At 58.6% G+C, this 13223-nt stretch carries 8 protein-coding genes and 1 pseudogene; 1 reads left to right on the top strand and 8 read right to left on the bottom strand.

The features are described from left to right. Nucleotides 1–76: 76 nt before the first annotated feature. Together FJ942_RS07180 and FJ942_RS07175 are read right to left on the bottom strand one after the other, a co-directional pair. Nucleotides 77–1531 (bottom strand): hypothetical protein, encoded by a 1455-nt coding sequence (locus FJ942_RS07180; RefSeq protein WP_140897415.1) that lies wholly within the window; start codon nucleotides 1529–1531, stop codon nucleotides 77–79. Nucleotides 1532–1551: 20 nt separating this feature from the next. Beyond that, nucleotides 1552–3708 carry a nucleoside-diphosphate sugar epimerase/dehydratase gene (locus FJ942_RS07175; protein ID WP_140567295.1) on the bottom strand — a complete coding sequence of 719 codons (2157 nt, stop codon included), beginning with the start codon at nucleotides 3706–3708 and terminating at the stop codon, nucleotides 1552–1554. A 438-nt stretch (nucleotides 3709–4146) separates the two neighbouring features. Here FJ942_RS07175 and FJ942_RS07170 point away from each other — a divergent pair, with 438 nt between their 5' ends. Beyond that, nucleotides 4147–5025 (top strand): sulfotransferase domain-containing protein, encoded by an 879-nt coding sequence (locus tag FJ942_RS07170; RefSeq protein ID WP_140513519.1) that lies wholly within the window; start codon nucleotides 4147–4149, stop codon nucleotides 5023–5025. 98 nt (nucleotides 5026–5123) lie between these two features. Here FJ942_RS07170 and FJ942_RS07165 read toward each other — a convergent pair whose 3' ends face one another. The 6 genes and pseudogenes from FJ942_RS07165 to FJ942_RS07140 all read right to left on the bottom strand — a co-directional run bounded on the left by FJ942_RS07165 (nucleotide 5124) and on the right by FJ942_RS07140 (nucleotide 13047). Further along, a complete protein-coding gene (locus FJ942_RS07165) occupies nucleotides 5124–7322 on the bottom strand; it encodes an acyltransferase family protein (protein WP_140567298.1) in 2199 nt (732 codons plus the stop codon). A gap of 50 nt (nucleotides 7323–7372) precedes the next feature. Next, nucleotides 7373–7465, bottom strand: a pseudogene (locus FJ942_RS28820) (sulfotransferase); the annotation flags it as partial. A gap of 12 nt (nucleotides 7466–7477) precedes the next feature. Beyond that, nucleotides 7478–8695, bottom strand: coding sequence for a glycosyltransferase family 4 protein (locus tag FJ942_RS07155; RefSeq protein ID WP_140498434.1), 1218 nt, complete (start codon nucleotides 8693–8695; stop codon nucleotides 7478–7480). A gap of 6 nt (nucleotides 8696–8701) precedes the next feature. Then, nucleotides 8702–10633 carry a sulfate adenylyltransferase subunit CysN gene (gene cysN, locus FJ942_RS07150; RefSeq protein WP_140897414.1) on the bottom strand — a complete coding sequence of 644 codons (1932 nt, stop codon included), beginning with the start codon at nucleotides 10631–10633 and terminating at the stop codon, nucleotides 8702–8704. Continuing rightward, entirely contained in the window at nucleotides 10633–11643 is a 1011-nt protein-coding gene (gene cysD, locus FJ942_RS07145; RefSeq protein ID WP_246679710.1) for a sulfate adenylyltransferase subunit CysD, read from the bottom strand. Before cysD ends, cysN begins: the two co-directional genes overlap by 1 nt. Then, on the bottom strand, nucleotides 11644–13047 hold the full coding sequence (locus tag FJ942_RS07140) for a lipopolysaccharide biosynthesis protein (RefSeq protein WP_224519136.1): 1404 nt from the start codon (nucleotides 13045–13047) through the stop codon (nucleotides 11644–11646). It abuts the gene before it with no gap. Nucleotides 13048–13223: the final 176 nt, after the last annotated feature.

Raw genomic sequence — 13223 nt, 5'->3', positions numbered from 1 at the left:
CCTACAAAGGCTAGATCGACGCACCGGAAGATCTGGTCAGGATCGCCCCATCGCAAGAGCGAGCGATATATGGAAATTATTTCGCCGGTTCTGATGCTTGCGCGGAGATGAAACGAGCGAGGGCGAACACGCCCTCGACGAAGTCTTCTCCCTCGATAAACCGGCCCTCAACCCAGCGTCCCTGGGTATCCTGACTGTCGACGAGCTGACGCACCTTTGAATTCAGTTCGCCAGCACTCAACTCATCCGCGGCACTGATCCACAGTCGTTGACGTGAAACTCTCTGTCCCCGGTTTGCAATCTCGAGCCGAGCGAACACCGGCTCGATCTCTGCACCGGTTTTCATGCCGTAGTGTTTCAGGAGGTCCATGTCGTCGAAGGTCACTTGGCCGCCCTCATCGATGTAAAGCGGCCGGTTGGTGTTGAGTTCGTAGAAACGTGCCCAACTGCCGTCGGACAGGCGCGCCGCCTGTAGCCAGGTGGCCGCAGTCGTCGCCGCGTGCAGCAACCGCGCATCCCTGTTTTGCTCGTTCAACTCGATCAGGTAATCAATATTACCGGCGGTTTCGCGCGAGACGACCGCTGGCGGCTCAAACCTGCGCCCCCAAACCGGCTGCATGGAACGATCGTAACCCTGAGCCCAGCCCTGTTGTGGCGCGGGCAACTGGGCTGCTAGGAGAAAATCACCGACCTTCTCCGCCGTCTTGAGATATGCGGGATCATGATATGTGCGAAAGGCGTTGAGAAAGAGACGACCCATATCGCGGGGAAGATTGTCGTTGATGATGAAATAGGGCGGACGATCAGGCTTCTGCCACTCGTGAGACCAACTGGCCGGAATACTCGCCTTGGCCGCAGCCTTTACATCCGCCCCAGGCGCGGCTCCCTTGAAGAAGACCGGGAAGGCCCCATTCGCGTATTGCACCCGCATCAATCGATGAAGCGCCCTGTCGATGCAGGAACGGACCTCCGGATCCGAACCGCCGCTCGCCAGGTCGAACCACATCAGAAAATTCAGCACGCTCTGTGTGTTGTTGTCATCGAGGACAGTCTCGTTGCGTTGCGGATTGTCCTTGATATCGCGACAGGTATTCCCGCCTACCTTCAGTGCGCGGTAGCACCATGTCGCCGCCTTTTGCGGGTCGGTCTCGATCTTGTAAAACCATCCGCCGGACTCCAGCTGAGTCTTGACCAGAGCGGTTGCCACGACCTGGGCAGACTGAAGCCATTGCTTGTCGCCGGTAACCTCGAAAATGCGCAGGAACGCAGCGCCGACAGCCGGCGTACCAGGCGGCTGCACCCAGCCAACGCTCGCGGGCACGGTACCGCCTTCGCCCACCCTCTTTTGGCCGTCGAGGGAATATTTCCATACATAAGTTCCCGCCACACCGAGATGATCGCGGAAATAGGCCCCGGCAGCCTCGACCGCCTCCCGTGCCTCGGCCACTGTCGGCTGAGGTTGAGGCGCCCCGGCCAGTGCGGTGCCGCACGACAGCGCGACAAACAGAGCCGAGGCAATATGCCTTAGCACGGCAGCGCTCCCGCTGGGCCTCAAGCGGCCGCCTCGTGTGGACGCGTGGTTGCCTTGGCTGAACCGAGGATCACATGAGGCACGAATGGCGCCGTCACCGCCGCCGCAGGCTTGGCTTCGTCTCTGCGATAACTGGGAAGCATATCCGCAACAAGATTTAACACTCCCTCAGTGTCGCCGGCCCTCGCCAAGCGACGCAATTGCGAAAATCCCTTGCGAAGCGTGTCAAGCGGCATCGCGTTGGGCACGGCGCCCAAGACTCCGGAAATCGGAACGTCGACACGTCTTTCGCTTTCGTCGAAGAGTTCCTCGAACAGCTTTTCTCCCGGCCGGCAGCCGACAATCTTGATCTTGATGTCCTCATCCGGCCGAAATCCCGCGAGCTTGATCATGCGGCGCGCCATGTCGATGATCTTGATTGGCGCACCCATGTCGAGAACGAAGATTTCGCCCTGTCCGAGTTTTTTCTCCAGACCATGGGCCGATGCCTGCAAGGTCAGTTCAACCGCCTCGCGTATTGTCATGAAGAAGCGCTTCATCTCCATGTCGGTCACGGTCAGCGGACCGCCGTGGGCGAGTTGGCGCTTGAACAGCGGGATCAGCGACCCGCTTGAACCCAGAACATTGCCGAAACGAACGGTCATGAAGCGGACGGGGGTATCGCCGGCGGTGAAGGCGAGGTCCAGGGACTGGCAGTAGAGTTCCGCTAGGCGCTTGGTAGCGCCCATGACACTGGTCGTGTTCACAACCTTGTCGGTGGATATCTGGACCATTGCCTTGGCGCCGCAAAGGCGGGTCGCTTCTGCCACGTTCATAGTACCGATGACGTTGGTAAGAATGCCCTCACAGGGATTCAACTCGACCATCGGCACATGTTTGAGCGCCGCCGCGTGGAAGACCAAGTCAACGCGATGGCGTCGGAAAATCTCGCCCAGGCGAACAGGGTCGCGTACGTCGCAGATATATGGCTTCCGGCGCACATTCGGGAATTTCTCCGCCAATTCCAGATCGATGGCGTACAGATTGTACTCGCTGTTATCGATCAGGACCACTTCGGTGGGGCCGAGCGCGGCAATCTGCTGCGTGAGCTCTCCGCCGATCGAGCCTCCGGCGCCGGTGACGACGATGCGCCTGTTTTCGATCATTCGGGACAACGCATCTTTATCAAGAACCGCCTGCGGCCTCTCCAGAAGGTCGGTAAGTTCGATGGGGCGCAAGTCGAAGCGACTCTGATATTTAGGATTGCGCAGTTCCAGGACCGGGGCGGGGCGAGAGACAGCGATGCCCAGACGGTCGGCCCGGTCGATCAGCGCTTCAAGCATCGGGTCGACGAGGCCAGGCACCCTTTCGGTGAAAATCACGTGGCGGGGCTTGATGCCGCGACCTTCCAGATCGCCGATGACCATGTCGAAGTCTTCGATGCTGCCCAGAACCGGCACGCCGCGCAGGAAATAGCCCTCTGTCGTTGCGCCATTATCGAGCACGCCGACCGGCCAATGGCGTGCATTCGGATCCCGCTGCAGCGCGCGAATATAAAGATCGGCCGCATCGCCTGCACCGATCAGCAGCACAGGGACCACGTCGCGTCCGTTTCTCGCTCTGTTCGCAGTCGGACCAAAGCGGCTTAGCTCAACGAGCTTGGAGCGGATGCGAACTGAAATAAGCAGCGGCACGAGCAACAGAAACTGGATCACTATCACCGAGCGCGGGATCGAATCGAGCCGTGTAGCCACAAACATCAGGAACACGAAGGCCAGCGATGTGACGAATGCCGCGCGAACGATACCGAGCATGTCGCCGACAGAAGCATATCGCCAGTTGCGGGTGTAGAGGCAAGTCACCGGGAAGACCACGGCGCATGTAAGCAGGAAGCAAGGGAGTGCGAAGAGCAACGAAGCGTGGCTTTCCGGACCGGTGAATTCTCCATCAAGGCCCAATCGCATGAATGAAGCAAACGACAGTGCCGCCAGCGCCAGGGCCAGATCGATGATGTAGAGATGAAGGTTCTTGCCAACGGCCTTGGCGCGCCCGGTCACCCGCCGGCGCAAGTAAGACAGCACATGAACAATCGTCCGCGGTTTGCTGACGAGACGGCCGAGAGCGATCGCAGTGGCCAGCAAAAGGGATTGGCCTCCCAGTGGACTGATTGCCTCAAACGGCTGATCTGACTGGCTCATTTCTAGACCTCGACAAAGCTTAGCCGCCGCGCCCCAAGAGAGCGCGTCAAGAGATGCGGCTGTTTGAACTCGCAGGCACAAATCCGTGCCTGCCAGTCCCTTGCTCAATCAAGAACAGGTTGGCCTGCAATCGTTCGGATTCGAGGCTACGATCTTATCGCTGCTATGGGGCGCTTTACCCGCTTTCTAAGCAACACATGCTTTTGTGCATGGGGGGGCTATCGGAACTGCAAGCGGACTTTGCCGCGTTAATCCAAAGAGGTACTCCCATCAGTCCGGGCCAGCCAGCTAGCTAGGTCTCGCTGCACCGACGCAATGGCTTACAATGGCGGAGATTAAAATGGTCGCTTGAGTTTCGGTCCGGCGGTCCCGTTCTTCGGGCACTTCATTGTTGACGCCGCCAATGCGCCAAACTCACGCTAGCAGAGGAAGCTTTCTATGCTCGGACAGTTGAAGAACAATCTTCGCGACGCTACCTTTTTCCTTGGCGAAGCCGTCGTTCCAAAGAAAATACGCTACTCGGGTCCCCTGGGAGCGTTGCGCCGCCAGATGATCTTTTGGTCGCGAGACTCCTTTGTGCTTTCATACCCGAAATGCGGTAGAACGTGGCTGCGCACCATGGTTGGCCGCGTCATCGACAAACACTACGGCCTTAACCTGCAGAATCCGATGGAAATCCAGCATTTCTGGAAGATCTCATCGAATATTCCCTGCATCGGCTTTTCTCACGACGACAGCCCAAACCTTAAGCGTCCCAGCGAAATCCAGGTCGATAAGTCAAAATATTCAGGAAAAAAGATCCTATTTCTGGTTCGGGATCCGAGAGACGTGCTTGTTTCATATTATTTCGACGCAACGCACCGAATGAAGGTGTTTGACGGAACGATCAGTGAGTTTCTTGCCCAGGATGTCGGCAGCATTGATTCCATCATAGCGTTCTACAACGCTTGGGCGCACAACCGCGATAAGGTGAAGGCATTTCAAATGCTGTCCTACGAACATATGCGCCAAGCTCCAAAATCGGCGCTTCGCACGGCGCTAGATTTTCTGGGCATTCAGGGCGTGCCGGAGATGATCCTCGATGAGGCGACAACCTTTGGCTCTTTCGAGAATTTGCGAAAGATCGAAATGGCAGACGCTTTCGGTCACGAAAGAATGCGCCCGACGGACCAGTCGAATCCCGACAGTTTTAAGGTGCGCCGGGGTAAAATTGGCGGTTATGTCGACTATTTCAACAGAGACGAGATCGCTTACATGGATGAGAGAATTTCCAGCTCTTTGGACCCGTATTTCGAAATATACCACCGCAAGGCATAGCGTCGAGCTCTACTGCAAGGGGAAGCCTTGTCGCTTCCGTGCTGGGACGTCGCATAAGACTTCCCGGTCGAAAAAGTCCACGGCTCTTCCTTCGCCTGTCATCGGTCATTTCCCCACCGTGCTTTGATGGCGTCCATGATCAAAACGTTGAGCTTGGACGCCCCGGTCTCGCTGAGATGGTTATCGTCCCGATAAAAAATCTGAGAGCCTCGATTGGCGAAACAGCGCTGTTGATCGCAGAAGGCCTTCTCCGGATACACACGCACGAGATTTGGATCGGATCCGACATTATCGTATAATGCGTATGTCCGTTGCGTTCGCCGGCGGAAATCCCCGTAGGAAACCGAAATCGGGTCCGCCTGCATATAAGCTGCAGGATCGTTCTGGCGTCTGGCCCGCATGAGAAGCACCTGCGGGACGTTCCAACCCATCTCCGGGACAGGATAGACTAAGACAACTTTCACCCCGCGCTCCAGAAGTGTGTTTATGGTGCGGGAAATGGCCGTGGCGACTGCAGCCGGATCGGCGGGCCCGGTTTCACCCAGCTTGGCCAAATGCGGGTGATCGTCGCCCGGCTCGATTCCCCCCTCGCCATTGTTGTAACGGCTCTGCTCCACGAGAATGGGGAGACGCCACAAGAGCACGGCTATCGGTCGCTTCAGCCTGCCTACGTAGTCGAGCCTCTTGTCGTTGTAGTCGCCTGGACAACCCGGTTGGTCCACGTCAACCCTTTGCAGACCGAGGAGAAATACGCAGCCGCCTCGATTGAGCGGTGTGAACGAGGCGATATCTCGGTAGTCATCGAGGCTGTCTCGCATCGGACCAAGCAGAGTGCGAGCGTGAGAGTCACCTAAACTAACAAGAGCATAGCCCTCGGGATTCGAGCCATGAAAGGTACAAGGGCCCTGTTCAGGCGCAAAGTTGAGACAGCTCTTCCCGTTCTGAAAGATCTGAGCCTCGCGAATATCGGATGCAGCGGCAATCGGGGCCAGGCCGTCCGCAAAACGGCTTGGCATGCCATTTTGGACATACCAGTAGTATCCGCCGCCGCTGAGTAACACGGCCCCCAGTGAGGCAATCAGCCATATAACGCGCTTGCTGGTTCGCTTTCTGCTGCGAGTCGGCATCTCAACGAAGCGGTAAGTCGCAGTGGCAAGTATGACAGACATCAAAATCCAACAAAATACCATCGTTCCATCGACAGAATTGGTCACACTCAATCTGCCGAAAGCAAATATCGGCTGGTGCCAAAGGTAGAGGGAATATGATATCAGGCCGACAAATACAAATGGCTGGGAGGAAAGCGCTCGTGTAATGGGATCGCCGTGCCCTGTATACCAGATAAGCAATGCCGTTCCTGCAACCGGGATCAACGTTACAAGTCCTGGGTGATGCCACTGCGGCCTCATCAGCGGCACCGAGCAGATCAGGAGCGCCAAACCGACCGCAGGCGCGACTCGCGAAGAGCGCATCGACACAAGCCGGCCGCCAGTCAATTCACGTCTTGCCAGAAACACCCCCAACCCTAGTTCCCAGATTCGGGTTGGCAGTAGAAAAAAAGATGCGTCCGGGAAATGCCGCGTCATCCACTCCGCAAGAATGAACGAAACGACGAGCCCAATGCACAGGATGGCTGTTAAAAATTTCCGAGAAAATTTCCACACCAGTAGAAGAAAGCAAGGGAAGATCACGTAGAACTGTTCTTCGACCCCCAAGCTCCAGGTGTGAATTAATGGACGAAAAAGATTGTCGGCTGCGTCATAGCTCGCAACATGCCAGAAATATAGATTGGAGGCTGAAAACACGGTTGCCAAAAGGCTCGCCGAATAGTCTCTAAAGGCACTCGGCAGCATATATAGCCAAGCGAAGGGGATCGTTACTGCTAAGACGGTATACAGCGCAGGTAGGATCCGTCTCGCGCGACGCTCGTAAAAATTGGCGAACGAGAAAGTCCCATCCATGACTTCCCGCTGTACAATCGAGCCAATCAGATAGCCGCTAATAACAAAAAAGACATCAACGCCAATAAAACCGCCCGCAAAGGGGTCAAGGCCCGCGACGCGAAGCCCTGAATGGTAGAGGATCACCAGAACGACTGCGATCGCCCTCAGGCCGTCAATTTCGCGGCGATATCCAACTTGACCGGCCGGGGTCGTGGCCACGATCCCACTCTGGGCAGCTCCCGTGTCTTGGTTCGCATTGCGAGCAGGATGATGGGCTTCGTACGGCAGACCTCGATCAATGCCGGGGGAACCATATGTCAATGGCGCAGCTGACTTTTCGTGAAACTCACTCATGTCAAAGGAGGCCCTTCCCTTGGATGCGTCTATCAGGATGCCGGCGTGCTGACGCTCGGATCGGCCTGAAGCTGCTGCTGCAGCCAGGTCGTTGTGCTTTTTGCGGCTCCGATGACAAGGAAATCGATGTGCTCTACCCGCATTGCGAAAATCCTTTAACCGCCGATTTCGCTGGTTAGGTCGGTCGCCAAGCCGGCTTTGCGGGAGCAAAGCGCCCTGTCATAGATCTTCATGACATTTTCGACATGGCGGTGCGTGCTGTAGGAGAAGAAGGCGTGGTCGCGGGCTGCATCGCTGATCCGGGCCCAGAGCGGCGGATTGGACAGCAACCGCGATAGCGGCTCCATGAAGGCCCCGGCGTCTTCCGGTGTGACCAGAAATCCGGTCCGCCCGTTCTCGATAGCTTCCGGATTGCCGCCATGATCGGTTGCAACCACCGGCGTCCCAAGAAACATCGCCTCGATAAGGGTTCGGCCGAAGGGCTCTCCCATGGCGGGAACCACCAGAACATCCGTTGCCGCGAGGAAAGGTTCGATCGGGTTGCGAAAACCCATGAAGCGCACCGTTTGGCCGAGCCCGCGCTCGGCGCAGCGCACGCGGGCGGCCGCTTCAAGATCTTGCGAGCCCGCGGGTGAATTCCCGAACACGCAGCCGACGACCGGGATTTGCGGATGCTCCCGCACGAAACGATCAAGGATATCGATGAAGAGGAGCGGCCGCTTTCGTTCGATCAGCCCGCCGATGAAGCTCAGGACGCGTGTTCCTGGTGCAAGGCCTAGCTCGTCCAGAAGTGCGGCCTTGGCCGCGATCCTGTCAGGCACAGTCGACGGATGGTCGAAGGGACTATGGATGACGCTGAGCCGTCCCTTGAGGGATCTGATCGGATGCCGCGGTCGCGAAAATCGCGACACCGTCACCATGCGATGCGCGATGAGCGGCGCAAGCACGTTAGCGCCCTTGGCGTCGGGGTCGCCGCGATGATGCCAAACCAGCCGAGCACCTGCCAGCCTCGCCGCAATGCCCCAATTCACATGCGTCCTGCCGTCATTGGTGTGAACGATATCGAACTTCTGCTCCTTGATGAAACGCCGCATGCGCGGAAGCGTACTGGTCAGATAGGTCATGACATCGCCGGGGATTATTCCCTTTCCAGGCGAAGTCGTCGGCAGCGGAAAACCCGTGAAGGGCTGGCCCTCCATTTGCAGAAAGGCCGCCAGAGGCCCGGCCGTTTCCTGAAGCACCAGAATCGGAACGACCTTCGATGTATCGAGGTTCTGGATGAGCTTGAGCGCCGAGATGTGGCTTCCACCGACATCATCACCGATAAATGGAAAGCAAACCCGTATCGGCCCTTGGCTAGCTCCTCCAACCATCGCCTGTTACCCGGTCGCGGTTCCGAGGTAGCTGCCTCGTTCGAGGTAGCTGACGATCACTTCCGCGGCCTCCTCGGCGCTCAGATCCGGCGTAACCGTGATCTGTGGCGCTTCCGGGCGCTCATAGGGACTGCCGATGCCCGTGAAATTCTGGATCAACCCATTTCGGGCGCGTCGATAAAGGCCCTTCGGGTCGCGGCTTTCAGCGACCTCCAGTGGTGTGTCGATGAAGATCTCGATAAACTGCCCTGGGCCGAAGAGGTCGCGCGCCATCCGCCGCTCCGCCTGGAATGGCGAAATGAATGAAGTGAGCGCTATCAGCCCCGCGTCGACCATCAGCTTGGCGGCCTCGGCGACGCGACGAATGTTCTCCACGCGATCCGCGTCGGTAAAGCCGAGATCTCGATTCAAGCCATGGCGAACATTGTCGCCGTCCAGAAGGTAGGTGTGCCTGCCGATCGCATGGAGGCGCTTCTCCACGAGATTCGCGATCGTCGACTTTCCGGAGCCCGACAGGCCTGTGAACCACAGCACCACGGGCTTTTGACCTTTGGCGATCGCCCGCGCATTCATGTCGACATCCAGTGCTTGCCAATGGACGTTGTTCGCCCTGCGCAGACTGAAGTCGATCATTCCGGCACCGACCGTGTGGTTGTTGATCCGGTCGATGACGATGAACGCGCCGGTTTCGTGCACGTTGGAGAACGGGTCGAAGGCGAGCGGTGCCTGTGTCGTCAAGTTGACGAAGCCGACGTCGTTCTTCTCGAGGGTTTTTGCTGCCAGTTTTGCAAAATTATTGATGTCAACCCGGTGTTTTATCTGCGTAACGCTCGCACCCACCACGCTGGTGGCGAGCTTGATCAGATACGGGCGGCCGGGGATCAATGGATCCTCGTGCATCCAGAGCAGATGGGCCGCAAACTGGTCTGACACTTCCGGGCGCTCCGCCGCCCCCGCCAGGACGTCGCCGCGAGAAACGTCGATCTCGTCTTCGAGCGTCAGCGTGACAGCCTCGCCGGCCGCTGCCTCCGACAGGTCTCCGTCCTGGGTGACGATGCGCTTGACCAGGCTCGTCACGCCGGATCGTGCCACGACCACACGGTCTCCCGGCCGGATCACGCCGGCGGCGATGGTGCCGGCAAACCCGCGAAAGTCGAGGTTCGGGCGATTGACCCATTGCACCGGCATCCGGAAAGGCGCGCTACGGCGGTCTCGTTCCACCTCGACGGTTTCCAGATGCTCGATGAGCGTCGGGCCCCGATACCAGGGCAGGTTCTCGCCTTTCGAAAGAACATTGTCGCCATAACGCGCCGACAGCGGGATGGCATCCAGAGACGCGAAGCCAAGCGGTTCCGCGAAGCTTCGATAGGTCGCCTCGATCTCGTCGAATACCGTTTGCGAATAATCGACCAGGTCGATTTTGTTGACCGCAAGGACGACATGCCGGATTCCGAGCAGCGAAACGATGAAGGAATGTCGGCGTGTCTGGGTCAGAATGCCCTGCCGCGCATCGACAAGAATGATCGCCAGGTCGGCATTGGATGCGCCAGTAGCCATGTTGCGGGTGTATTGCTCATGGCCGGGCGTGTCGGCGACTATGAATTTGCGCCGTTCCGTGGCGAAGAAACGATAGGCCGCGTCGATCGTAATGCCCTGTTCGCGCTCGCTGGCCAGACCGTCGACCAGAAGGGCGAAGTCGAGATCGCCGCCGGTTGTGCCGTGGCGTTGGGAATCGCGGGTAAGTGTGGCAAGCTGGTCTTCCATCAGCAGCTTCGTGTCGTAGAGCAGCCTGCCGATCAGCGTCGACTTGCCGTCGTCCACGCTGCCGCATGTCAAAAATCGCAGCAGGCTCTTCTTCTCGTGGACAGCAAGATATTGCGAAGTGATCTCGTCTATCGAAGAAGATTCGAGTTCCGCGGTTTGAGCAAAACCCAGCATCAGAAGTACCCCTCGCGCTTTTTCTTTTCCATCGAGGTTGCCTCGTCATGGTCGATCAGCCGACCTGATCGCTCGGAGGTCCTCACGACAAGCATTTCCTGGAGCACTTCGGGAACAGACGCGGCAGTGCTTTCAGTGGCCGCGGTGAGGGGATAGCAGCCAAGCGTGCGGAAGCGTACCGAGCGCATTTCGGGGGATTCGCCTGGGCGGAGCGGCAGACGATCGTCGTCCACCATGATCAACTGTCCGTCGCGCTCCACCACGGGGCGTTTGGCCGCGAAATACAGCGAGACGATGGGGATGTTCTCCCTCATGATGTACTGCCATATGTCGGTTTCGGTCCAGTTCGAGAGAGGAAAGACCCGGACGGACTCCCCTGGTTTCAGCCGGCCGTTGTAGAGGTTCCATAGTTCCGGGCGCTGGTTCTTTGGATCCCAGCCATGGCTATCGCTGCGCAGCGAAAACACCCGTTCTTTCGCGCGGCTCTTTTCCTCGTCGCGCCGCGCGCCGCCGAAAGCGGCGTCGAAGCCGAGCGAGGTCAGTGCCGATTTCAGCGCCTCCGTCTTCATGATCTGCGTGTAGGTCGACGAGCCATGTGTAAATGGCGTGATCCCTTCGGCCAGGCCGGCCTCGTTGCGACGCACCAGCAGCTTCAGGCCAAGCCGCGCGACAGTCTCGTCGCGGAAACGGATCATTTCTTTGAATTTCCACGTCGTGTCGATGTGGAGAAGGGGGAACGGCAGTTGCGACGGATAGAAGGCCTTCATCGCGAGATGGAGCATTACGGCCGAGTCCTTGCCCACCGAATACAACATCACCGGGTTGCGCAGTTCGGCGACGACCTCGCGAATGATATGGATTGATTCAGCCTCGAGTCGTTGCAGATGTGTGAGCGACGAAGGAGAGGAAGGCGAGCGCCGCTGCGCTGCAGGCAAAGTGACCAGGGCTTGAGGTGCCTGGGCTTGAGGTGCCTGGGCTTGAGGCGCAAGAGCTTGAGGTGCAAGAGACATCTAGATCGCCTTTGAAGGGGCAAGACTTGCTTGGTTGAGAGCGTCCGCCGGCGGGGTTTGCCGGTCGGGATGATGGGCGGTCTTGAGCGCCTGTCGCAACGAAAGCGCCAGGCCGAAGGCCCACAGAATGCCCAGGACGATATGGGCAATATTGCCCCCCATCGCGCCGATCCGCGGGATGAGCAGGAGGGCCGTCACGTGGAAGGCGGCTGTGGCAACGACAACAATGCGCAACACCTCACGTTGCCGGCCCATGGCAAGCAGCGCCGAGCGGGCGGCTGAGCCCGAAAGCACGAACGTGACCGCCACCATCTGCACGATGACGAGGCTGGCTGCGCCTATGAACTCCGGTCCCGCGGTCCAGGCGAGCAGCGGCCGGATGAGCACCGCCACGACCAGGACGCAAATGACGCCAAAGCAGAGCAGCATGGCTTCGGTCTGAAAGATCACCCGCTTGAATTCCTCGATGCTGCCTTTTGCCCAAAGGCGGGCGACATCGGGATAGAGAACGTTTTGCACCTGCGGGCCTACTTGCTGGCCGACGCGGCCTATGCGCTTGGCGATCTGGTACAAGCCAGCCGAGGCCGGGTCGGCTAGCCATCCGACCAGCAGCGTATCGAGTTCTTGCGCGCTCGCGCGCAAGGTGAGTGAGATGTTCGACGACCACGCGAAATTCCAGATGCCAGGGAAGCGGCGTGTGATGCCGGCCAAAGGCGCGCCCAGGACATTGTGGACACCCTGCCTGTGTAGCGCGCGCATGGTCAGCGTCAGGAGCGCCAGGGAGCCGAGGATCTGCGTTCCGGCCCAAACCGCCGTGAAGTAAGCGAGATCGCCATTGAGCAGCACGCCGAGCAGACACAGCAATACGCGCAGAACGGCGTTGAGCAACTGCCCATAGGCGAGGAGGCGGAAGTTGCCGGCCATGCGTTGGACAGCCACGGGGACGCCGGAAATCTGAAACAGCAGAACGCTGGAGTAGAGAACAAGAAGATGCACGATTTGCGTCGACCAACCGAAAACCGGCGCAATGAGAAGGGCCGCGCCAATGGCGACGACCCAGGCGCTGACAGCGGCGCCGACATCGATAAGCAGGCCGAACTTCATGAGGACGCGCAAATTCTCGTGGCCCTCGGATGCGTTCATGCCGGCTGCGTATTTGATAATTGGCTGCCACGACTGGAAGCTGACAACGCGCTCGACGACCCTTGTGAACGCGATGATCAATGCAAGCTCACCATAGTTCGTCACGCCAAGCGCTCGTGCTGAAAGCGTAAAGGCTACAAGCGCCAGCAATGAGCCAAGAAAATTGCCGGTCAGAAGGTGTGCGATATTGGCCAGGCGCGTGCGGCCCGCACTCTTGCGCCTGGCAGCTTGCAGCACCCGTCGAGCCAGTCTTCCGATCATCGCAACCGTAGCCAAAGTCGCCCCGCTCATTCTTGATCGGCAGTACGCGTCCCTTGGTCGTTCTCCGGGATTGTTTCTGCCGATGCATCCATCATCGGCAGAAACCAGAAAGCCGCCACGACCAAGTTTGGTCCTGTCGCAACCCCAATAAGCTAGGACCTGATCGCCGCTACGAC

This window comes from Mesorhizobium sp. B2-4-2 (genome assembly GCF_006442845.1).
GTDB lineage: Bacteria > Pseudomonadota > Alphaproteobacteria > Rhizobiales > Rhizobiaceae > Mesorhizobium.
Note: the sequence above shows the minus strand (reverse complement) of the source record. Positions and strands in the feature narration are given on the sequence as shown.